This window comes from Streptomyces sp. NPDC056128 (assembly GCF_042263835.1).
In the GTDB taxonomy this organism is placed as follows: domain Bacteria; phylum Actinomycetota; class Actinomycetes; order Streptomycetales; family Streptomycetaceae; genus Streptomyces.
Genome location: NZ_JBHJVQ010000008.1, coordinates 256,759 through 278,552, shown reverse-complemented (window position 1 = coordinate 278,552; position 21,794 = coordinate 256,759). Strand labels below are relative to the sequence as shown.

At 71.7% G+C, this 21,794-nt stretch carries 22 protein-coding genes; 5 read left to right on the top strand and 17 right to left on the bottom strand.

Annotated features, from left to right (window positions below):
• The first annotated feature begins 81 nt into the window (after nucleotides 1-81).
• Nucleotides 82-933: an SURF1 family protein gene (locus ACFC1X_RS19090; RefSeq protein WP_376355110.1), complete on the top strand. Its 852-nt coding sequence runs from the start codon at nucleotides 82-84 to the stop codon at nucleotides 931-933.
• Between the two features lie 11 nt (nucleotides 934-944).
• Here the strand turns inward: ACFC1X_RS19090 and ACFC1X_RS19085 are convergent, their stop codons facing one another.
• From ACFC1X_RS19085 to ACFC1X_RS19030, 12 genes are all read right to left on the bottom strand, one after another.
• Nucleotides 945-2,183: a hypothetical protein gene (locus ACFC1X_RS19085; protein ID WP_376355108.1), complete on the bottom strand. Its 1,239-nt coding sequence runs from the start codon at nucleotides 2,181-2,183 to the stop codon at nucleotides 945-947.
• Complete coding sequence (locus ACFC1X_RS19080) at nucleotides 2,180-2,755, bottom strand: SigE family RNA polymerase sigma factor (RefSeq protein ID WP_376355179.1); 576 nt, start codon at nucleotides 2,753-2,755, stop codon at nucleotides 2,180-2,182. The genes ACFC1X_RS19085 and ACFC1X_RS19080 overlap by 4 nt, the downstream gene beginning before the upstream one ends.
• Before the next feature lie 494 nt (nucleotides 2,756-3,249).
• A complete protein-coding gene (locus ACFC1X_RS19075) occupies nucleotides 3,250-4,317 on the bottom strand; it encodes an aspartate-semialdehyde dehydrogenase (RefSeq protein WP_376355106.1) in 1,068 nt (355 codons plus the stop codon).
• A complete protein-coding gene (locus ACFC1X_RS19070; RefSeq protein ID WP_122616778.1) occupies nucleotides 4,317-5,594 on the bottom strand; it encodes an aspartate kinase in 1,278 nt (425 codons plus the stop codon). Before ACFC1X_RS19070 ends, ACFC1X_RS19075 begins: the two co-directional genes overlap by 1 nt.
• 182 nt (nucleotides 5,595-5,776) lie before the next feature.
• Nucleotides 5,777-7,864 carry a tetratricopeptide repeat protein gene (locus ACFC1X_RS19065; RefSeq protein ID WP_376355104.1) on the bottom strand — a complete coding sequence of 696 codons (2,088 nt, stop codon included), beginning with the start codon at nucleotides 7,862-7,864 and terminating at the stop codon, nucleotides 5,777-5,779.
• A 54-nt stretch (nucleotides 7,865-7,918) separates the two neighbouring features.
• The gene (locus tag ACFC1X_RS19060; RefSeq protein ID WP_376355102.1) at nucleotides 7,919-8,167 is read right to left on the bottom strand and encodes a DUF397 domain-containing protein; all 249 of its coding nucleotides are present in this window, start codon (nucleotides 8,165-8,167) and stop codon (nucleotides 7,919-7,921) included.
• Complete coding sequence (locus tag ACFC1X_RS19055) at nucleotides 8,164-8,976, bottom strand: DUF5753 domain-containing protein (RefSeq protein WP_376355100.1); 813 nt, start codon at nucleotides 8,974-8,976, stop codon at nucleotides 8,164-8,166. Before ACFC1X_RS19055 ends, ACFC1X_RS19060 begins: the two co-directional genes overlap by 4 nt.
• Before the next feature lie 69 nt (nucleotides 8,977-9,045).
• Nucleotides 9,046-9,441, bottom strand: a complete 396-nt coding sequence (locus ACFC1X_RS19050; protein WP_376355098.1) for a hypothetical protein — start codon at nucleotides 9,439-9,441, stop codon at nucleotides 9,046-9,048.
• On the bottom strand, nucleotides 9,438-11,831 hold the full coding sequence (locus tag ACFC1X_RS19045; protein WP_376355096.1) for an AAA family ATPase: 2,394 nt from the start codon (nucleotides 11,829-11,831) through the stop codon (nucleotides 9,438-9,440). Before ACFC1X_RS19045 ends, ACFC1X_RS19050 begins: the two co-directional genes overlap by 4 nt.
• A 68-nt stretch (nucleotides 11,832-11,899) precedes the next feature.
• On the bottom strand, nucleotides 11,900-12,559 hold the full coding sequence (locus ACFC1X_RS19040; RefSeq protein ID WP_376355094.1) for a DUF5063 domain-containing protein: 660 nt from the start codon (nucleotides 12,557-12,559) through the stop codon (nucleotides 11,900-11,902).
• Complete coding sequence (recR, locus tag ACFC1X_RS19035) at nucleotides 12,552-13,151, bottom strand: recombination mediator RecR (protein WP_073726473.1); 600 nt, start codon at nucleotides 13,149-13,151, stop codon at nucleotides 12,552-12,554. Before recR ends, ACFC1X_RS19040 begins: the two co-directional genes overlap by 8 nt.
• A 73-nt stretch (nucleotides 13,152-13,224) precedes the next feature.
• On the bottom strand, nucleotides 13,225-13,569 hold the full coding sequence (locus ACFC1X_RS19030; protein WP_376355092.1) for a YbaB/EbfC family nucleoid-associated protein: 345 nt from the start codon (nucleotides 13,567-13,569) through the stop codon (nucleotides 13,225-13,227).
• Between the two features lie 237 nt (nucleotides 13,570-13,806).
• On the opposite strand from ACFC1X_RS19030, the gene ACFC1X_RS19025 reads away from it, so the two are divergent.
• Nucleotides 13,807-14,571, top strand: a complete 765-nt coding sequence (locus ACFC1X_RS19025) for an SLATT domain-containing protein (RefSeq protein WP_376355177.1) — start codon at nucleotides 13,807-13,809, stop codon at nucleotides 14,569-14,571.
• 145 nt (nucleotides 14,572-14,716) lie between these two features.
• Here ACFC1X_RS19025 and ACFC1X_RS19020 read toward each other — a convergent pair whose 3' ends face one another.
• Nucleotides 14,717-16,498 carry a serine/threonine-protein kinase gene (locus ACFC1X_RS19020; protein ID WP_376355091.1) on the bottom strand — a complete coding sequence of 594 codons (1,782 nt, stop codon included), beginning with the start codon at nucleotides 16,496-16,498 and terminating at the stop codon, nucleotides 14,717-14,719.
• Between the two features lie 182 nt (nucleotides 16,499-16,680).
• Here ACFC1X_RS19020 and ACFC1X_RS19015 point away from each other — a divergent pair, with 182 nt between their 5' ends.
• From ACFC1X_RS19015 to ACFC1X_RS19005, 3 genes are all read left to right on the top strand, one after another.
• Nucleotides 16,681-18,036: an aspartate aminotransferase family protein gene (locus ACFC1X_RS19015; RefSeq protein ID WP_376355089.1), complete on the top strand. Its 1,356-nt coding sequence runs from the start codon at nucleotides 16,681-16,683 to the stop codon at nucleotides 18,034-18,036.
• A 156-nt stretch (nucleotides 18,037-18,192) separates the two neighbouring features.
• Nucleotides 18,193-18,915: a GntR family transcriptional regulator gene (locus ACFC1X_RS19010; RefSeq protein WP_376355087.1), complete on the top strand. Its 723-nt coding sequence runs from the start codon at nucleotides 18,193-18,195 to the stop codon at nucleotides 18,913-18,915.
• Between the two features lie 107 nt (nucleotides 18,916-19,022).
• Nucleotides 19,023-19,673, top strand: coding sequence for a hypothetical protein (locus tag ACFC1X_RS19005; RefSeq protein ID WP_376355085.1), 651 nt, complete (start codon nucleotides 19,023-19,025; stop codon nucleotides 19,671-19,673).
• 10 nt (nucleotides 19,674-19,683) lie between these two features.
• Here the strand turns inward: ACFC1X_RS19005 and ACFC1X_RS19000 are convergent, their stop codons facing one another.
• The 4 genes from ACFC1X_RS19000 to ACFC1X_RS18985 form a co-directional block, all read right to left on the bottom strand.
• Entirely contained in the window at nucleotides 19,684-19,974 is a 291-nt protein-coding gene (locus tag ACFC1X_RS19000; RefSeq protein ID WP_376355083.1) for a hypothetical protein, read from the bottom strand.
• A gap of 47 nt (nucleotides 19,975-20,021) precedes the next feature.
• Nucleotides 20,022-20,903, bottom strand: coding sequence for a sigma-70 family RNA polymerase sigma factor (locus tag ACFC1X_RS18995; protein ID WP_376355082.1), 882 nt, complete (start codon nucleotides 20,901-20,903; stop codon nucleotides 20,022-20,024).
• A 97-nt stretch (nucleotides 20,904-21,000) separates the two neighbouring features.
• Nucleotides 21,001-21,201, bottom strand: coding sequence for a hypothetical protein (locus ACFC1X_RS18990; protein WP_376355080.1), 201 nt, complete (start codon nucleotides 21,199-21,201; stop codon nucleotides 21,001-21,003).
• 59 nt (nucleotides 21,202-21,260) lie between these two features.
• Nucleotides 21,261-21,782: a DUF3515 family protein gene (locus tag ACFC1X_RS18985; protein WP_376355078.1), complete on the bottom strand. Its 522-nt coding sequence runs from the start codon at nucleotides 21,780-21,782 to the stop codon at nucleotides 21,261-21,263.
• Nucleotides 21,783-21,794 lie beyond the last annotated feature (12 nt).

The following is a 21,794-nucleotide window of genomic DNA, read 5'->3' as shown; positions in this document are numbered from 1 at the left end:
TCGCCCGTCCACCCGCCGGCCCGCACGTTTTCCACAGCCCCGAAGCAGGGGCGCACCGGCCCGCCCCGTACCGTGGAGGGCGTGTACCGGTTTCTGCTGACGCCCCGATGGTGGGGGATCAACGTCTTCGTCGTCCTGGCCATCCCCTTCTGCATCTTCATGGGTTCCTGGCAGCTGGGCCGCTTCGAGGACCGGGTGCAGGACCACGAGACCGCGGACACCCAGTACGAGGAGGCCCGCCGGGACGCGCCCCGCCCGCTGGACGAGCTGCTGCCGCTGGACAAGTCCACGGTCGGCAAGCAGACCACCGTCACCGGCCGGTACGCCGACCAGCTGCTCGTCCCCGAGCGGAAGCTGGACGACCGGGAGGGCTACTACGTCCTCACGCTGCTGCGCACCGACGACGGCCGCGCGCTGCCGGTCGTACGCGGCTGGCTGCCGGGCGCACCCGACCCGGCGAAGGCCCCGGCCCCGCCCGCCGGCGAGGTCACCGTCACGGGAGCGCTCCAGGCCCCGGAGTCACCGGGCAGCAACGGCGTCAGCGGACGCTCGGGATGGCCCGCCGGGCAGACCGGCTCGATCAGCGCGGCGACGCTGCTGAACCTCGTGCCGTACGACGTGTACGACGCGTGGGCCACGCTGAACAAGGGCGACTCCGGGATGCGGGCCGTGCCCGTCAGCGCGCCGCAGAACAGCGGCCTCGACCTGAAGGCGTTCCAGAACCTCGGCTACACCGCCGAGTGGTTCGCGTTCGTGGGCTTCGTGATCTTCATGTGGTTCCGGCTGCTGCGCCGCGAGGTCGAACTCGCCCGGGACACGGAGCTGGGGCTCACGGTGGAGGAGGCGGAGGACGCCGAGGCCGCGGAGGCCGACGCCGAGAACGCCGGGGAAGAGACCGAGCGGGCGGCGCGGCCCAGCCCGTCCAACGCCTGAGCGGGCGCCCCTTACGACTCCGTGCCCGCCAGCACACCCGTCCAGTACACGGTGCCCACGCACGCGTTGGACACCGTGGCCGTGGCCGAACCGGATCCGCCCTCCGGGGTGTAGGTCACCGACACGCTTCCGTCGGCCGGTGCGTCCTCGTTGAGCAGCTGGGTCGTGGGTCCGGCCTCGGCGCCGCTCGTGGAGGTGCCGCCCGCGGCGGTCGTGTCCCCGGTGGGCGAGGGGTCCGGCGAGGGTCCGCCGGTGCTGCCCCCGGTGGTGCCGCCCGTGGTGGGACAGGTCTCCGAGGGCACCCAGGCGAACTGCACCTCGTACCCGGAGGCCGGCGCCAGGGGCAGTGCCGCGGTCTCCAGGGACGGGTCGGGCAGTCCGGCCGCGGCGTCGCCCGCCACATGCCGTGCGGTGCCGATCCTGGAGGCGTCCGCCGCTCCCTGCGAGGCGGTGACCACGTTGCCGGGGCCGGTGACGGTGCAGCCGTCCGAGGAGACGTTGGTGACCCGGAACGAGCCGTAGACCACGCCCGCGGAGTCGGGCTCGGCGATGCTGGCGACGGCCGGTCCGAGCTGCTTCGGCGTGCACGCCGGAACGTCGGCGGCGACGCTCGGCGAGGGTTCGGTCCCGGGTGCGGAGCCCGTGGCCGCGCCGCTCTCCTTGCCGTCGGGCGTCTCCTTGGGGCCGGTGCGGTCCTTGTCCTCGCCGGGGCCCGCGGAACCGGCGATGCCGCTCTGGCCGCCGGCCGGGTCCTTGCCCTGGGAGGCGCCGCCCTGGGCCTGCGAGGCGTGGCCCGCGACGGACGGGTCGGCGCCCGGGCCGGTGGAGTTGGAGACGTGCACGAGGGCGGGGACCGCGGTGCCGAGGAAGAGGGCGGCGGCGGCCACCCCGACGGCGGCCTGGCGCTTGCGGGCCCGCCGGGCGGGTACCGCGCGGCGCAGGTGTTCCAGGGTGCCGTCGCTCGGCTCGACGTCCTGGACGGCCTGCTGCAGCATCCGGCGCAGCGCCGCCTCGTCGGCGTCGGGCCCGTCCTGCCCTCGCGGGTCGGGGCCCTGGTCGGCGGGGCCGTGGTTCACAGTTCCGTTCCCAGCGTCGTGCGTGTGCTTCTGCTGATCCTGCCCGGCGGTCGCGTCCACCGGGTTCGCCGCGGCCGGTCCGTCCGGCGCGTCCGGCGCGGGCCCCTCCCGGGGAACGGACCCTTCCTGCGGCGCGCCCTCTTCCCGCGGAGCGTGCCCGTTGCCGTCACTCATGCCGGTGCCTCCATGGCCACCCTGAGCGCCGCGATGCCGCGTGAACCGTACGCCTTCACCGAGCCGAGGGATATGCCGAGCGTCTCGGCGACCTGTGCCTCGGTCATGTCGGCGAAGTAGCGCAGGACCAGGACCTCGCGCTGGCGGCGCTGGAGTCCCTTCATCGCCTTGATCAGGGAGTCGCGCTCCAACTGGTCGTAGGCGCCCTCCTCCGCGCTCGCCATGTCCGGCATCGGCTTGGAGAGCAGCTTGAGGCCCAGGATGCGGCGGCGCAGCGCCGAGCGCGACAGGTTGACGACGGTCTGGCGCAGATACGCCAGGGTCTTCTCCGGGTCGCGGACGCGTTTGCGCGCGGAGTGCACGCGGATGAAGGCCTCCTGGACGACGTCCTCACAGGAGGCGGTGTCGTCGAGGAGGAGGGCCGCCAGGCCGAGCAGCGACCGGTAGTGCGCCCGGTACGTCTCGGTGAGGTGGTCGACGGTGGTACCCGCCGCCACCGTGTCGTCGGCGTCGTCGCGCTGGTTCGGTATGCGGGCCGGCCGCGCTGCTGGCATCGGCGCGATCACCGGCATGCCACCGGCCGGACCGGCCACACGGGGACGGACTGACCGGCCGGGGGCCCGCACAGCGGGGCCACGGGTCGATGCGGTGAATTCGAGTACCTCTGCCACGCCTGTTGGACACGCCGACCCCCGTGAGGGTTGTACGTGCCGGGCGTCACGTTCCCGTGTCGGTCCTGTCCGTCGGGCAGCCGCCCGGCTGACGGTGCGTCATACGCCCTCATCGTCCGCTCTTCCCCTATGTCCCATATGAACGAGCGTCCCCACGCCCGTCCTCGGCGTCCCCACGCCGACCCACGCGTCTCCGCGCCCCGAAGGGGTGACCGCAAAGACGCTCCCCGCCTTCCGCACGGTTGCGGAGGGCGGGGAGGAAATCCTCTGACGGCACAGGTGCCGGGTACAAGTAGTCCGGACCAACTTCCGGATCACATCTCGTCCACAGATCCTACAAAGGAAACCCGCAGTGGCCAGGGCTTTTCGCCCCTCTGATGGGGACTGATGGGGGTTCAGGCGAACTCGGCGGCCACCAGCTCCGCGATCTGCGCGGTGTTCAGCGCGGCGCCCTTGCGCAGGTTGTCCCCGCAGACGAAGAGTTCCAGCGCGGTCGGGTCGTCCAGCGCCCGCCGTACCCGCCCCACCCAGGTGGGGTCGGTGCCGACCACGTCGGCGGGGGTGGGGAACTCCCCCGCGGCCGGGTTGTCGAAGAGGACGACGCCGGGCGCGGTGGCCAGGATCTCCCGGGCCCGGTCGACGGTGACCTCGCCCTCGAACCGGGCGTGCACGGTCAGGGAGTGAGTGGTGACCACGGGAACCCGGACACACGTCACCGCCACCGGAAGCTGCGGCAGCCCGAGGATCTTGCGGGACTCGTCCCGCACCTTCATCTCCTCCGACGACCAGCCGTCCTCGCGCAGCGACCCGGCCCACGGTACGACGTTCAGCGCGACCGGCTCCGGGAACGGCCCGGTGTCGTCACCGACGGCCCGCCGCACGTCACCGGGGTGCGTCCCCAGCTCGGTACCGGCCACCAGGGACAGCTGCCGGCGCAGCGTGTCCACGCCGTCCCGGCCCGCGCCGCTGACCGCCTGGTACGAGGAGACGACCAGCTCGCGCAGCCCGAACTCGGCGTGCAGCGCGCCCGTCGCCACGATCATGGAGAGGGTCGTGCAGTTCGGGTTGGCGACGATGCCGCGCGGCCGCATCCGCAGCGCGTGCGGGTTGACCTCGGGCACGACGAGCGGCACGTCCGGGTCCATCCGGAACGCGCCGGAGTTGTCGACCACCACCACGCCCTTGGCGGCGGCGACCGGCGCCCACTCCGCGGCGACCTCGTCGGGTACGTCGAACATGGCGACGTCGACGCCGTCGAAGGCCTCCTCGGTGAGCGCGACGACCTCGACCTCCTCACCGCGCACGGCCAGCTTGCGGCCGGCCGAGCGCGGTGAGGCGATCAGGCGGATGTCGCCCCAGACGTCCGCGTGCTGGGACAGGATCGTGAGCATGACCGTACCGACGGCACCGGTCGCTCCCACGACGGCGAGCGTGGGCCGCCCGTCCCGTGCGGTGTCGGACATCAGCGGCCGGTGCCCCCGTAGACGACTGCCTCATCGCTGTCGGAGTCGAGACCGAAGGCGGAGTGCACGGCGCGCACGGCCTCGTTCACGTCGTCCTTGCGGGTGACGACCGAGATGCGGATCTCGGAGGTCGAGATCAGCTCGATGTTCACCCCGGCGTCGGAGAGCGCCGTGAAGAAGTCGGCGGTGACGCCCGGGTGGCTCTTCATACCGGCGCCGACCAGCGAGATCTTGCCGATCTGGTCGTCGTAGCGCAGCGAGTCGAAGCCGATGCCGGCGCGATTCTTCTCCAGCGCGTCGATGGCCTTGCGGCCCTCGGACTTCGGCAGGGTGAAGGAGATGTCCGTCAGGCCCGTGGAGGCGGCGGACACGTTCTGCACGACCATGTCGATGTTGACCTGGGCGTCCGCGATCGCCCGGAAGATCGCGGCGGCCTCGCCCGGCTTGTCCGGCACGCCGACGACCGTGACCTTGGCCTCCGAGGTGTCGTGTGCGACACCGGAGATGAGGGCCTGCTCCACCTGCTTTTCCCCTTGCTTGATCGGCTCGCTGCTGACCCACGTGCCCTGGAGTCCGCTGAAGCTGGACCGGACGTGGATCGGGATGTTGTACCGGCGGGCGTACTCCACGCAGCGGTGGAGGAGCACCTTGGAACCGCTGGCCGCGAGCTCCAGCATGTCCTCGAAGGAGATCCAGTCGATCTTCTTCGCCTTGCTGACCACGCGCGGGTCGGCGGTGAACACGCCGTCGACGTCGGTGTAGATCTCGCAGACGTCCGCGTCGAGCGCGGCGGCGAGGGCCACGGCCGTCGTGTCGGACCCGCCACGCCCGAGCGTGGTGATGTCCTTGCTGTCCTGGCTGACGCCCTGGAAGCCGGCCACGATGGCGACGTTGCCCTCGTCCACCGAGGTCTTGATGCGCCCCGGGGTCACGTCGATGATCCGGGCCTTGTTGTGGACCGAGTCGGTGATGACTCCGGCCTGGCTGCCGGTGAACGACTGGGCCTCGTGGCCCAGGTTTTTGATCGCCATGGCCAGCAGCGCCATGGAGATACGCTCTCCGGCGGTCAGCAGCATGTCGAGTTCACGCCCGGCAGGGATCGGGGAAACCTGCTCGGCGAGATCGATCAGCTCGTCCGTCGTGTCGCCCATCGCGGAAACGACGGCGACCACCTGGTTGCCGTTCTTCTTCGCTTCCACGATCCGCTTGGCGACGCGCTTGATGCCCTCGGCATCGGCTACGGAGGAGCCTCCGTACTTCTGCACGACAAGGCCCACGTGCGCTCCTCGCTCAATCCGTCTCTTTCCGCACGTACGTATATGTACTGCGGTCGGCTCATTTTACCGAGCGTCCCGGTTTCCCCCCTGCGGTATCGCATGGTGAGACCCGGGTACTCGCTCAGGCTGGCTCATGCCCAACCGGAGACGGGTCACTCGGGAAAGTGCGGCGTGTCACACGTTCACAAGGGGTACTGGTTCACTCTGGGGGTGAGGTCGACGGCGAAGCCGATGCGCAGATCGTGAACAAAGGGCACGTCGCCCACTACGTCCCTCCAGTCGGCCAGAAGAGGGGCGACGAGTTCGCGGCCTCGGGCGGTCTCACCGACCGCGGCGAGGAGGAACACCAGCCTGTTCCGCTTGAGCAGCGTCCTCTGGTCGGTATCGCCGAGCACGCGTCGACTCCATGCGACAACCTCCTCCTGGAGAGCGATCGCGCCTGCGATGTCTCCGGCACCGGCAAGGGCTGCGACGAGTGATGAACGGACGTCGTTTGTGAAGGCACCGTCCTCCCCATCGTGGACAGCCACGCGGGCCAGCAGAGTCTCCAGCTCGTCCAGTGCCACTGTCCCCGTTATAACAGCCTCACCCAGCACCAGGGCGCTTTCAGCCCAGCACTCCAAAGCCACGGGGTGCGTGGCGCCCAAAACCCGATCGGCCTTCCTCGCGTTCGTGCGGGCCAACCTCAGTGCGCGCTTACCTTCCCCGGCCTGTATGAGGTGGACGGCCAGGGACGCCCGAGCCTTGAACGTTTCGGGATGTTTACGTCCATATACACGTCTACTGTCAGAGGCGATCCGTTCGCCGAGAGCGACGGCACGCTCCCAGTCCTCGGTCCGTCGACAGTCAATGGCAAGCATCGCGCATGCTCGGAGCGCAAGCTCGCTGCGAGGACCGCAGACCCGGTCCGCCGCCGTAAGGGCTCGTTGGTTCAAGGCTAGCTGGCGCGGCGTTTTGAAGGCAGGCTGCACCGATCCGCCAAGCAGGAACAACTCGGTCGTCCTCACGGTGTCCTTCTCAGGGTCGGCATAATCGGCGAAGGCGTCCAGGTGCGTCAGCCACAGCCGCTCAGCGGTGCCGTACGAGGTATCCGGGTGGTGGATCCGCAGCACCGCAGCGGCAAGCTCCCTGGTCCCGGCGACCACCTTCGGGTGTCGGTGCGGATCGTCTGCGTCCTCCGTCCGTGCCACGGCCTGCACCAGGCGGTGTACAGAGAGGGTCTCACCGCCGTCGTGCAGAGTGACCAGGCTGTGCGCCGCGAGCTTGCCGATCGCCCCCGCCACCTCCACGGGACTGCCGAAGTGTTCCAGGTAGGCGCGGGGAATGTCTTCCGGTGCCCACCAGGCGATGACGCTGAGGATCACCGACGCCAGCGGCGTGTCCACCAGCCGGTCCAGGGACACGCGCCACACCCGGGCGACGGTGCGTGCCGGGTCCGCGTCCTGTGCCGCCGTCGCGAACAGTTCCTCCGGGTAGGCGGCCAGAAGCTCCCGGTATCCGCCGGCCGATACGCCGGCCTCCGCGCAATAGGCCGCCGCCTGCTCGACGGCGAGCGGCAGGCACCCCAGGTCCTGGCAGAGCCGGGCGACCTCCTCGGGATCGTCGCCGGGGCGGACCCGCTGGAACAGCTCGACCGCCTCCGCCTCCGGCAACACGTCCAGCGACAGCGTCTCGGCGACCCCGTGCCACCCCGTGGCCCGGCGCGTCATGATCAGGTACCGCCCGCCCGTCGCCCGCTCCAGCAGGGGCTGGACGTCGGCAGGCGAGGAGACGTTGTCCAGCACCAGCAGCCAGCCCTCGTGCTCCGCCAGCCACCGCAGCGCCCCCTCGCGCAGCGCCTCCCTGGACAGCGCGTCCCGCAGTCCGGGCTGCAGGGCCACGGCCAGGTCGGCGAGGCCCGTGTCGAGGTCGGCGGCGCTCTCCGCGGTGATCCACCAGACCAGCTCGTACGAGTCCCTGTGCCGTGCCGCCCAGCGCGCGGCGAGGGTGGACTTGCCGATGCCGCCCAGCCCGTGCACGGCATGGACGACGACACCGCCCGCGCTCTCGAACGCCGTGTCGAGCAGGCCCAGCTCCCGTTCCCGGCCGACGAACAGGCCGGTCCGGTCAGGCAGCCGGCCCAGGCCCGCGGGCACCTTGTCCGGCAGTACGAACGCCTCCGGCGGCAAGGAGACCGACCGCTCCACGTACGTACCGCTGGCACCGTCTCCGGTGAACGCCTGACGAATGGAGTTGGCCGCGGCTATCGAACGGTCCCCGGATGCGGTCACGTCCTTCGAACACCCCGTCATACGCCCATGATGGCGCGTGAGACCTCCCGCGCGTCAGGGGCGCTCCGCCTCGACTGCGGCGATGAACGCCGACCAGGCGGGGGGCGAGACCTGGAACTCGGGGCCGGACGGGGCGGACTTGGAGTCGCGGACGTGGATGGCGTCGCAGCGCGCGACCTCGACGCAGTTGCCGCCCTCATTGTCGCTATGGCTCGACTTGAACCATTCCAGCGCGACCTCGACGCAGTTGCCGCCCTCGCTGTCGCTATAGCTCGACTTGAACCACTTCAACTGGTCGTTCACGGCTGACCCACCATCCGCTCGATGAGGCGGGCCGTCTCGTCGGGGTCGAGGGCCCGCGTGCGGATCATGCTTAGCCGCTCGGTAACGCGGCTGACAACACCCGGATCGGCCGAAAGTTCGCTGGCGAACGCGCCCTCCATGAAGGCCAGCCGCTCGTGGTCCAGTCCCTCCAGCAGCACCATTGGCCCCATCAGCGCGTCACTGAACGCCCGCTCGAAGGGAAGTACCTGCAACACCACGTTGCGCAGTCGGGACACCTCCAGTAGGCGTTGCAGTTGTGCCTCGTCCACCAACGGGCTCCGCAAGACCGCCTCGTAGAGCACGAAGCTCAGCCCCACCGGTGGCTTCCGGCCGGTGAGGATCGTCTGGCGCTCCATCCGGGCGGCCACCCGCTCCTCCACCGTCTCCTCGTCCAGGGGCGGGATGCGGTTGTCGATGAGCGCCTTCGCGTAGGTCCGCGTCTGCAACAGGCCCGGCACCAGCGCGACTTCGTACGTCCACAGGCTCGTCGCCTCGCGCTCCCGCTCGATGAAGTCCACCGCCCGCGCGGAGTACCGCTCCCTGCGGACGTACTCCTTCGCCGCGCTCAGCATGCCCTGGGCGCCGCAGAGTTCGTCCGCGATGTCGAGGAGGCGAGGAGACGGCATGCGTACGCCGCGTTCCATGGAGGAGATGGTCTCCGGGGCGTAGTTGGCGGCCGCCGCCAGGGCCTCGCGGCTGACGTTGGCGAGGGTGCGCCAGCGTTTGATCTGGTTGCCGCTGTAGCACCAGGCCGCGGGTGGCTGGGAGTTGTTGTTCGGTACCGGCACAGCGCCCACCTCCGACTGGTCGTCGACTACCGAGCGTAGCTCCGTCGTTGACGGCGTGTGACCATGATGTCAGTTTCCGGTGGAGGCCGAGCCGATGTCACCGCCTGCGGCGATCGATCCCCTGCCGGAGGCGTTCACGCCGCCGTTCGGGGGTGTGGGAGAGGGGGGCGGTGCCGGGGAGGGCGGGGGTGGTGCGGTCGTGCCTCCCGTGGACGCCGTGCCGATGTTGCCGCCCGCGGCGATCGCGCCGTCGCCGGAGGCGGTGGTGGATGCGGTGGCTGGGGTGGATCCGCCGCCGAACTGGGCGAACAGGGCGAGGGCCAGGCCGGCGAGGCCGACCACGGCGCCCGTCACGCTGGCGGCTTGGTCCGCCCGGCCCAGGTCGCTGAAGGCGACCACGACGAGCGTGATCGCACCGGCCCCGCACAGGCCGGCTCCGGTCCACATCACGGGTTTCGAGTTCATTCCGTTCCTTCGTCGGTGCCCTCGGGCTGCTCCAGCGCTTTTGTCAGCGCCTCAGCCATGTTGTCGATCTGTATCCGAAGCATGTCGGCAACGCCGTGCAGGTCACCCGATTCGACGGCGCGGCGAAACCAGGCAATCGTCTCGGCTCCGGTGGCCTCGTCCTTGGCCACCAAGGCAGCCATCATCAGCGTCAGGCGCGCTTGAAAGGCCATCGCGGAGTGGGCACCCACGTACAGTTCGGCATCTCTGGCGGCTTCCCGGGAGTGATGCAGCGCGTCGCCGAACCCCCCGGCATCAATCTGCATCTGCGCCAGTCTGAGCCGCGCGTTGATGGTTTCGCCGTGCTCCCGGCCCAGTACCGCCTCACAGTCCTTGAGCTGGCGCAACGCTGCTGGAAGCGAAGCCTCAGCCCACGCCTGCACCGCATCGGGGTCCAGTTCGTCACGCAGCCGCTCGAACTCTGCCCTGATGGTTTCCGCGCCTGCCTCTCCGCTCAAGCGCATGACGGCGAACCCCGGAATCGCGAGACGCCGGCCGACTTCGCTCATCACTTGGGCCGACATCACACGTACTGTGAGCGTCAGCGGATGTCTCTCGCCCAGGGCCCGGACGCAGTCGTTGAGCAGTTCCTCCGCGAGAGGGGCCAGCACATCCATTCCCCCTTTCGCCGCCACCACCATCATCCTGCCGAACCGTGCTTGCAACGTGTCGCGATGGTCGATCCCCAACACCTGCCCGCGCATCTCCACCGCGAGTTCGACGTTCCGCAACGCGCGCTCCAGGTCGCCGTCGTCCATGTAGGAGGCGGTCAGCTCGTAGCGTGCGGTGATCGCCTCCGGATGCCGTTCCCCGAACACCCGGGTACATCGGGCGACGTGGTCCAGAGCATCCTGCAAGGGCAAGGGGACATGGCCGATCAGCCGGTTGCGCACGGTCAGGGACAGCGGGTGGTCGGGGCCGAGAAGTCGAACGCTTCCCGCCTCGCCACGCCTGAGCAACCGTTTGGCCCGGTCTCGCAGCTCCTGGCTGCTGGCGAACTCACCCGCCTTGCTGAACACCCGGGCCAGATCCATGGTGTCCGCGTCCGGTGCCGAGTACGCCGCGAGTGCTTCGGCATGCGGCAGCAGGGTGCGCCAGAACGGCCAGTTGGAGGGGTCGTCCGCTTCCTCGGGCAGCAGCCGCACGAGGCACTTCGCCGCCGTGTCCCGCGCCCCGGCGACCGCCTCCGCGCGGCGGCGCTGGTCCTCCGGGTCCGGTGTGCGGGAGACGGCCTGGACCAGGCGGTGGACGGAGAGTGTGGTCGTGCCGTGCAGGGTGACCATGCTGTGTGCCGACAGGCGGCCGATCGCGCCGCGTACGGCGGGCGGGGTGCCCAGGCCGTCCAGGAGGGAGCGCGGGATGTCGTCGGACGCGAACCACGAGACGGTCAGGAGGATCGTGACCGCCAGCGGATCGTCGGCCAGGCGGTCCAGGGTCACGTGCCAGACCCGGGCCACGGTGCGCTGCATGTCACCGCCTTGGACGGCGGCCGTGTACATGTCGGCCGGGTACTCGGCCAGCAGGGCCAGGTACTCGTCGGCGGCGGTGCCGGTCTCCAGGCAGTAGGCCGCCGCCTGTTCGACCGCGAGCGGCAGGCAGCCCAGCTCGGAACAGACGGCCGGTATGCCGTCCCCCGCGTCGGGGGCGATCCGGCCGAAGAGGTCGGCGGCCTCGTCGGGTTCCAGCGTGTCCAGGGAGATCCGCTCGGCCACGCCGTGCCAGCCCGTGGATCTTCTGCTGGTGATGAGGAAACGGCCGGCCGGCACGGCGGCCAGCAGGGGTTTCACGTCGGCCGGATCAGCCACGTTGTCGAGGACGAGCAGCCAGTCCTCGTGGGTGGTGAGCCACTGGAGGGCCCACTCGCGGAGCTGTCCCTGCTGCATGTAACCCGCGAGGGCGGGCGCGACGGCGGTCGCCAAGGCGCAGAGCCCCGCGTCCAGCGTGGCCGGGCTGTCGCCGGACATCCACCACACCGGCGAATGCCGGGCGTGCTCCGAGGCCCAGTGGGCCGCCAGCGTGGACTTCCCGACACCGCCCAGCCCGTGCACCACGTGCGCGAGGGGACCGTCCCCGGCTTCGGTCGCCGCCCGCAGGAGGGCCAGCTCACGTGTCCTGCCCACGAACAACCGTGGGCGCTCGGGAAGGTTGGTCAGGCCCCGGGGCGCTTCGACGGACGCGGCGAGCTGGACGCCGTCCGGTGCCACGGCGGCCAGGTGCGTGTGGTGCTCGACGACGTTCTGCGTCCCGATCGCGCCGGGCGCCGTGACCGCCGTACCGATGTCCCGGCCCGCGGCGACCGACTCGTCCCCCGACGCGGCCACGTCCGGCCGCCGATCGATCCCACCACTCATACGTCACATCATGACGTCCCCCAGCCCCAACCGTCAGGGGGCTGCGCAGAGTTGGGTGCGGGCCCCCGCTACTTCACCGGCCGCAGTCCCAGCGGTCCCGCGATCTCCTCCACCATGACCTTGCCGGCCTCCGTTTCCAGGGTGTCGTCGCCGAGGTCCTCGTCGGTGTCCAGGCCGTCGAGGGCGGCCAGGGGCTGGTTGAGGCGGACGTGGGCGACGACCGACTGGAGGGCGCGCAGGGTGGCGGAGGCGGTGGAGCCCCAGTTGGAGAAGTAGGAGAACTGCCACCACCACAGGGCCTCCGTGGTGCGGCCGGCCCGGTAGTGGACCATGCCGTGGCGGAGGTCGGTGATGACGTCGGTGAGGTCGTCGGAGATACGGGCCGGGACCGGGGCCTTGCGCGGCTCGTAGGGGTCGAAGACCTCCGAGTAGACGTCGATGGGGTCGAGGATGCGGGCGAGGTTCTCGCGGAGTTCGTCGACGTCGAGTTCCGGGCCCGGGTCGGGCTCGTAGCGCTCGTCGGGGACGATGTCCTCGTGGGCGCCCAGGCGGCCGCCGGCCAGCATCAGCTGGGAGACCTCCAGGAGGAGGAAGGGGACGGCCGAGTCCGGTTCGTCGCCCTTGGCCACTTCCGTGACCGCGACCAGGAAGCTTTCGATCTGGTCCGCGATCTGGACCGCGAAGTCGTCGGGGTTCTGATTGGTCGCGTGCAGCGTGGCGTCAGACATCTAGGAGTCGTCTCCCCTCGAAGGCGCGGCCGAGAGTCACCTCGTCCGCGTATTCCAGGTCCCCACCCACCGGGAGGCCGCTGGCCAGGCGGGTGACCTTGAGGCCCATGGGTTTGATCATGCGGGCGAGGTACGTGGCCGTGGCCTCGCCCTCCAGATTCGGGTCCGTGGCCAGGATCAGTTCCGTGACGGTGCCGTCGGCGAGGCGGGCCAGCAGTTCACGGATGCGGAGGTCGTCGGGGCCGACCCCGTCGATCGGGCTGATCGCGCCGCCGAGCACGTGGTAGCGCCCGCGGAACTCACGGGTGCGCTCGATGGCGACGACGTCCTTCGGTTCCTCCACGACGCAGATCACGGCGGGGTCGCGCCGGGTGTCGCGGCAGATGTTGCACTGCTCCTCCTGCGCCACGTTCCCGCAGGTCGCGCAGAAGCGGACCTTGGCCTTCACTTCCATGAGGGCCTGGGCGAGCCGTCGTACGTCGGTCGGTTCCGCCTGGAGGACGTGGAAGGCGATCCGCTGCGCGCTCTTGGGACCGACGCCGGGCAGGCGCCCGAGCTCGTCGATGAGGTCCTGGACCACGCCTTCGTACAACGGACTGCCGTCCTTCCTGAGGTTCCTGCACTACGTACGGTAGATGGCTTGTGCCGGTCTGAGAAAGGCGAACTCAGAAAGGCAGGCCGGGGATGCCGCTGCCGCCGCCCATGCCCTGGGCGAGGGGGCCGAGCTTCTCCTGCTGGAGGGTCTGCGCGTTCTCGTTGGCCGCCTGGACCGCGGCGACGACCAGGTCGGCGAGGGTCTCGGTGTCCTCCGGGTCCACCGCCTTCGGGTCGATCACGAGGCCGCGCAGCTCGCCGGAGCCGGTGACCGTCGCCTTCACCAGGCCGCCGCCCGCCTGGCCCTCGACCTCCGTCCGTGCCAGTTCCTCCTGGGCCTGGGCGAGGTCCTGCTGCATCTTCTGGGCCTGCTGGAGCAGCTGCTGCATGTTGGGCTGGCCACCACCGGGGATCACGTTCGACTCCTGTCACTACGGCTCGTCGGCTCGTCGCGGATTTTCCCGTTCGGCACGAGCCTACGTGGTCCGGGCGGCCCTCGCCCCAGCACTCTTTCGAGTGATGTCGCCCGAGTCCTATACCTGATCAAGACCCCCTTCCGGGCGGAAAGGCGCCGGAACCCACGGTTTCGCCACCCATTGGGCGGTAGGAAGGGTTCTGAGCAGGAGCGGACGGTGAGCAGTAGGGAGTGCCGGGTGGGTCAGCCGGAGAGGCAGCCCGAGGGGCCGCCGCAGGACGGGCGGGGCGGGCAGGGGGCGGCCGGGGCGCGGCCGGGCGACCTGGCCGGGCGGGCGTTTCCGCTCGGCGACTGGGCGCTGCCCGCCGACCGGCTGGACGAGCTGTACCGGTGGGTGGAGCGGGGTGCGCTGGACACGGCGGCCTGGTATCTGGCCGACCGGGTGTGGAAGCGGCGGGGCGCCGTGCTGCTGCGGGGCGGGGCGGCGGTGGGGGCGGTCGCCGGGGCGGCGCTGCCGCTGCTCGACATGTCCGGGGTGGTGGTCGGGGTCGCCCCCTGGGGGTACCTCGCGCTGCTGGTCGCGGTGGCCTGCGTGGCCGGGGACCGGTACTTCGGGGTCACGTCCGGGTGGATGCGGGACGTGGCCACGGCGCAGGCGGTGCAGCGGCGGCTCCAGGCGCTCCAGTTCGACTGGGCGTCGGAGAGCGTGCGGGAGGTGCTGGGGCCGGCGGACGGGACGGCCGGCGAGGCGGCCGAGCGGTGCCTGCTGGTCCTGCGGCGGTTCTCGGAGGACGTGACGGAGCTGGTGCGGGCGGAGACGGCGGACTGGATGGTGGACTTCCGGTCCGGGGTGGCGCCGCTGGGGCTGCAGTCGGGGGTGGGGGGCGGGGCGGCGGGCGGCCGGTCCTCGGAGACGGGGGTGGCCGGGCCGGGGCGGTTCTCGGCGCCCGCGAACGGGGCTCGGCCGAACATGCCTCGGCAGCGGCCGCCGGAGCCGCGGTGACGTGTCTTGAGGTGGGGTCGGTGCGGTGAGGTCGGCTGCGTGGTGACCGGCGTCGGGGTGGGCCGGGGGTGGGTGTCGCGGGCCGGCGCTGGCCGGGTGCCGCTGCGCCCACCCGTGCCGCCCCAGCGGCACGACTGCCCGCAGCTCAGTCGGAGCGGGTGTAGGTCAGGGTTTCGCCTGTGGTTGTGTTTGTGCGTTCCAGGGTGCCGTTCGGCAGGAGGGTGACCTCCGTGGGGGCGCCCGGGGTGCAGGTGGTGGCCGGGCCCGTGGTCACCGTGGAGGGGCCGACCGTCACGGGGCCGCCGGGGGCCGGGGTGTCGGTCAGGTCGGCCTCGAAGACGCAGTGGTAGGTGCCGTTGCCCGCGGGGCCGTCGGCGGCGAGGGACAGGACCGTGTCTCCCACCTCGCCCTGCCGGATGGTCAGCGTGCGGGTGTGGACCCCGGAGGCGTTGTCGATGGTGGTGGCCCACGTGCCCAGGTACGCCGTCGGGATCGGGCCCTCCCGGGTCGGCTGGTCCGCGTCGACGGTGGGAGCCGATCCGTCCGTGTTCCGGGACACGGAGGCCGTCGGCGTGGGCGTGGGGTCGCCGTCGGCCCGGTCGTCGCCGCCCCCGCTCATCAGGGCGTAGACCGAGCCGCCGGCGCCGAGCGCGACGACCAGCGCGACGGCGATCAGCAGCGCGGTGGAGCGGCCTCTCCGGGACGGGTCGTGGGGCGGGCCGTACGGCGGTGGGGGCCCGTAGGGCGGGGTCGGGCCGCCGACGCCGTACGGCTGCGGGTGACCGGAGGGCGGCGGCGCGTTCCAGGCCGGGGCCGGGACGGCGTACCCGTGAGCGGGCGGGGGTGTGGGGGGCGGGCTCTGGCCCGCGACGAGGGTGGGGAGGTGGTTCAGCGGGGCTCCCCCGCCTCCGCCGCCGCTGCCCGGCTCGCGCGGTGGCGGGGGTCCCGCCACGGGGGTCTGCGGGGCCGGGGACGTGCCACCCGGCGCCTCCGATGCCCCCGGCGTCTCCGGGTTCTCCGTGTCCAGCAGCCGTACGGCGTGCCGGCCGAGCTGGGCGACCAGGGCGCCGGGCAGCCACGGGTCGCGGGAACGGCCGTCTGTGACCGTGTCCTGCGCGCCCGTGCGCTCCAGGACCTCGGCGAGGACGGGGCGCGCGGCGGGGTCCTTCTTCAGGCAGTCGCGCACCAGGTCGGCGATGCCCTCGGGCACGCCGTCCAGGTCGGGCTCCTCCTGCGCGATGCGGAACATCAGGGCGTGCACGCCGCTGTTGGCGGTGCCGAAGGGCAGCGCGCCGGTGGCGGCGTAGGCGAGGACGGAGCCGAGGCAGAAGACGTCGCAGGCGGGCGTGATCCGGTCGCCGCGCACCTGCTCCGGCGCCATGAAACCGGGCGAGCCGACGAGCGCCCCGGTGCGGGTGAGCCCGCCGTCGGTGACCGTCTGGAGGGCCCGCGCGATCCCGAAGTCGATGACGCGGGGCCCGTCGATGGTGACGAGCACGTTGGACGGCTTGAGGTCGCGGTGGACGATCCCGGCGGCGTGGATGTCCTGGAGGGCGTGCGCGAGACCGGCGCCCAGGATGCGGACCGACCGCTCGGGCAGGGCGCCGTGGTCGTGCCCGACGACCTGCTGGAGGCTGGGGCCCGCGACGTACCCGGTGGCCAGCCACGGCACGGCGGCCTCGGTGTCGGCGTCCAGCACGGGCGCGGTCCAGTGGCCGCCGACCCGGCGGGCGGCCCCGACCTCCTGCCGGAAGCGCTCCCGGAACTCCTCCAGCGCGGCCAGCTCCTCGCGGACCAGTTTCACGGCGACCGTGCGCCCCCGGTCCGAGCGGGCCAGATAGACGTGGCCCATACCGCCCGCGCCCAGCCGCCCCAGCAGCCGGTACGCCCCGATGTGCTGCGGATCCCCGTCCCCCAGCTTGTGCATGTCGCCGCCGCCTTCCCCCCGAACGTGCGCAACAGAGCGAGGATAGTGCGGGCGCCCCCTCCGGGGAGGGGGTCTTGTCCGGGACGGGGTGCCCGCACGTCGACAACCTGTCGTGGAAAGCCCCGGACCGCAGACAGGACGCCGATTCCGTTTCCGCATCGCGGACATCTACGCTCGGCCGCATGACTCCTGAGCCCCACCTCCAGGCCGGCGCCGCCGTGAAGGCCGCGGACCGCGCGCACGTCTTCCACTCCTGGTCCGCCCAGGAGCTCATCGACCCGCTCGCCGTCGCCGGCGCCGAGGGATCGTACTTCTGGGACTACGAGGGCAAGCGCTACCTCGACCTCGCCAGCGGACTCGTCTACACCAACATCGGCTACCAGCACCCCAAGGTCGTCGCCGCGATCCAGGAGCAGGCGGCGAGGATGACGACGTTCGCGCCCGCGTTCGCCGTCGAGGCGCGCTCGGAGGCGGCCCGGCTGATCGCCGAGCGGACGCCCGGCGACCTGGACAAGATCTTCTTCACCAACGGCGGCGCCGACGCCGTGGAGCACGCCGTGCGCATGGCGCGGCTGCACACCGGGCGGCCGAAGGTGCTGTCGGCGTACCGCTCGTACCACGGCGGCACCCAGCAGGCGATCAACCTCACCGGCGACCCGCGCCGCTGGGCCTCCGACAGCGGCACCGCGGGTGTCGTGCACTTCTGGGGCCCCTTCCTGTACCGCTCGCGCTTCTACGCCGAGACCGAGGAGCAGGAGTGCGCGCGGGCGCTGGAGCACCTGGAGACGACGATCGCCTTCGAGGGCCCGGCGTCCGTCGCCGCGATCGTCCTGGAGACGGTCCCGGGCACGGCGGGGATCATGATGCCGCCGGCCGGTTACCTCGCCGGGGTCCGCGAGATCTGCGACAAGTACGGCATCGTCTTCGTGCTGGACGAGGTCATGGCCGGGTTCGGGCGGACCGGTACGTGGTTCGCGGCCGACCTGTACGACGTCGTGCCCGACCTGATGACCTTCGCCAAGGGCGTGAACTCGGGGTACGTGCCGCTGGGCGGTGTCGCCATCTCCGGGAAGATCGCCGAGACGTTCGCCGAGCGCCCCTACCCGGGCGGCCTGACCTACTCCGGGCACCCGCTGGCCTGCGCCGCCGCCGTCGCCACGATCAACGTGATGGCGGAGGAGGGCATCGTCGAGCACGCGGCGCGGCTCGGTGCCGAGGTCGTCGAGCCCGCGCTGCGGGAGCTGGCCGGGCGCCACCCGAGCGTGGGCGAGGTGCGCGGCACCGGCATGTTCTGGGCGCTGGACCTGGTGAAGAACCGGGAGACCCGGGAGCCGCTGGTGCCCTACAACGCGACCGGGCAGGCGGCCACCCCGATGTCCGCGTTCGCCGCCTCCGCCAAGTCCCACGGCGTGTGGCCGTTCGTGAACATGAACCGCACGCACGTGGTGCCGCCGTGCAACATCTCGGAGGCCGAGCTGAAGGAGGGCCTGGCGGTCCTGGACACGGCGCTGTCCGTGGCGGACGAGTACACCGAGTAGCAGAGGGAGTACACCGTGGAGTCCCTGCCCGCTTGCGGGCAGGGAGGGGGCGCCGGCGCGTATGGTGGCGTGCTCGTACACCGTAGACATGTGTGCGAACCCTGCGAGCCCGCCCCGGGCCCGCACGCCCCGCCCGCGACGAGGAGACGCCCGCCCATGCCCGGCCCCAGCGGCACCGGTGCCGTCACGCGCAGCACCCTGCGGCAGCAGATCGCCGACGCGCTCCGCGACGAGGTGCTGGCCGGGCGGCTCCAGCCGGGGCAGGAATTCACCGTCAAGGAGATCGCCGAGCAGTACGGGGTGTCCGCGACGCCCGTGCGCGAGGCCCTGGTCGACCTGTCCGCGCAGGGGCTCCTGGACGCCGACCACCACCGGGGCTTCCGGGTGCACGAGTACTCGGTCGACGACTTCCGCGGCATGGTCGAGGCCCGCAACCTCGTGACCGACGGGATGTTCCTGTCTCTCGCCGGGGACCTGGAGGGCGGCCCGGACCCGGACGACCCGCGCGTCGCCGCCGCCCTCGCCGGAGTGCGGCGCCGGGGCGAGGAGGCACAGCGCGCCGCCGCGGCCGGCGACCTGACCGTCCTCATCGGCTACGACCTGCGGTTCTGGCGCGAGCTGGCCATCCTCTTCGGCAACGCCTACCTCTCCGACTTCCTGCACCGGCTGCGCGTGCAGTCCTGGGTGTGCACGGTGCAGCACCTGCGCCGGCTCAGCGAGCTGCGCGGCGCGCTGTGGTCCGGGCACACCGAGCTGGTCGACGCCCTCGCCCGCCGCGACGTGCCGGGCGCGCGGGCGCTGGTGCACGCGTACAACGCCCACTCGCTCGCGCTGATCGAACGGCTCGCCCGGGACGACCCGGGGACCACCGGGGGATGACCAACGGCTGAGGTGTCGTGGTCCGGCGCCAGATGGGTATGGGACCTGCACACGACACGCACCGACTACCCTTTCCAGACCCGCTGTGCTGTGTGAGGAGCCCTCTTTTGGCCTGTGACCTGTGGCTGGTACCGCTCGTCGACGTCTTGTGCCACACGCCGGACAACCCGTTCGCCGAAGAACTCGCGCAATACGACAAGGTGCTCGCCGAGGCCGGGCTGCCGCCGGTGCCGGTGTACCAGTACATGCCGGGACTCACCGGCGAGGTCGGGCCGGTGGCCGGTTTCGACTACGACGCGCTGCACTTCCTGCGCCGGGCGTACCTGCTCCAAGTGTGCGGGCTGCCGGTGACACCGGTGGACGAACTCGGCGGTGACTACGAGCAGTTGCTGGAGATGTTCGAGTCGACGGCCCAGCAGTCGCACCTGGTCTGGCACTACGACCACGCGGGCGCCTACGTCCCGGTCGACTTCCCGCACCCGCTCGCCAACGACGAACTCCTCGCGGGCGGCGGCCCCTTGGGCTCCTCGCACGCCCTGCTGCGGGAGCTGGAGTCCGTCGCCCCGGCCCTCGGCATCGACCCCGCCAACCCCCCGGCGCCGCCGCAGCCGCCGCTCGCGCCGACGGACCTTGAGGAGCCGGCCGTGCCCGCGCCCTACGACTCCAGTCCCTTCGCCCGGGAGCGCCACGTGTGGCTGGGCCTGCACGCGGCGGCCACACGGAGCCTGGCGCAGGGTTCGATGATCGTCTTCAGCTGATCCCGCGCGGTCACTGGAGCTTGGCGAGGCCCTTCGCGAGATCCTCGCCGTTCATGATCGGGCAGACCTCGACCTCGGCCTTCATCTGCGTGAAGAACGGTTCACCGAGGCGGGGCATGTCCGAGTTGTCCTGCATGTCGAACACCAGCAGGGCCGTCCTGCGGCCACCGAGGGCGCCGAAGTAGGCGGCCTCCGGCTTGACGTGGTCGAGCATCTCCCGCATGACGTCCTGCATCTTGCCGCTGCGGATGAGCTCGTTCGACGTCTCCGTGTCCATCGTCGCCTTGAGCAGCATGCGCATCGCACTCACCTTCTTATGCCGACGCGACGCGTCCAGCCCTTACAACCTCACCCTATGCCCGCGATATCCAGTTCGCTCAGCCGGTCCGGTTCCGCGATCACGTCGATGCCGGTGATGCGGTCGTCGTCCGCGAAGGTGAAGCGGAGGATCACGCCCAGCCGGCCGCGATCGGCGGTCGCGATGCCGGCCAGGCCGTCGACGAGGACGACGGCGGCGGACTGCGCCCTGGCCATCGAGGCCATCGCTCCTCTGGCCACCCGCTCCATGCCGGACATGGTGACGGGCTCAGTCGTCGGGACGACCGCGGCGTCGGCGCGCAGGACGACGTCCGGGTGGAGCAGGGAGACCAGCGCGTCGAAGTCGCCGCCGCGGGTGGCCGCCAGGTAGGCGTCGACCGCGCGGCGCCGGCGGGGCGGGTCGGCGACCGGCGCGGGGACGCCCCGGACCCGGCGGCGGGCGCGGCTGGCCAGCTGGCGGGTGGCCGCGGGGGTCTTGTCGAGCATCTCGGCGATGTCGTCGAAGGGCACGTCGAACATGTCGTGCAGCACGAACGCGAGCCGTTCGGCGGGGCCCAGGGTGTCCAGGACGATCAGCAGCGCGATCCCGACGGAGTCGGCGAGCTGGGCCTCCTCCTCCGGATCGGCCGACCGGGGACCGGACCGGGGGCCGGGGAGCACGTCCTCCAGCGGTTCCTCGCGGCGGCCGGCGCGGGCGCGGAGCATGTTGAGGCAGACCCGGGCGACGACCGTGGTGAGCCAGCCGGAGGGGTTCGCCACGTCGGAGGTGTCCGCGCGGTCGGCGCGCAGCCAGGCGTCCTGGAGGGCGTCGTCGGCCTCACCGAGGGAGCCGAGGATCCGGTATGCGACCGCCCTCAGCCGGGGCCGGTCCAGCTCGAACTGACGTGCGATGTCGTCGGATCGTCCGGGCACCGTACGGCTTCCTTCCGCGTCCCTGCGCCCTCGCGGGCGGGTCATCCCCAGTGAACCACTCCGGCGTGCGCGCTCCCTCGGCGGCCTCTCGGCCTTCTCACCGCACCAGGGTGATCCCCGGCGGCCACAGCACCCCCTCGGCCAGCAGCAGCGAGGGGCCCAGGTGTACGGGGCACACCCGCAGCGGCGTGCGCAGATGCCGGGCGACCTCGAAGCGGGCCGGGTCGCCGCAGTCGCCGGGCCCGGTCCCGCCGCCGTACGGGCCCTGGCAGGAAGCGGCGCTGTAGCGGTCGGTCATGCCCCCGATCCGACACCACCGGCCGGGCCGGCGCCCGGCGGAGGGGGCCGAACGAAGGGCTACAGGACGTCGGCGTCGTCCAGGCCGATGCACTTGCGCTGCTGCGGGATCCACCGCACGGCGGGGTCGAGCGCGGTGAGGATGCCGCCCACCTCCTCGCGCGGGCCGTCGTACGTGAACTCCACGGCCGGTGAGCGGCCGTACGTCCGCAGCACGCTCACGCCGTCGCGCTTGAGCCGGTCCTCGTCCAGGACCCAGTCGACGCCGTCGACGGTGACGCAGAGGTTGATGTTCGGCGGCAGTTCCTCGGCGCCGCACCGGAAGACCGCCTTCTGGCCGCCCCAGGACGCGACCCCGTCGCCCAGGGCCCAGTCGCGGGAGGCGCCGGGTATGTCGTCCGGCAGGCGGGAGACGACCTTGTCGCACTTGGCGTCGTCCGCGTGCGGGGCGGCGGAGACGCGGTGGCTGTCGACGTAGAAGAGCCCGCCGGTCACGGCGACGACGGCCACGGTCAGCCAGATCCACGTCCGGGTGGTGGGCTTTCGGCGCAGGGCGACGGGGAGGGGGTTGCCGATCCGCATGTTCCACTCGCT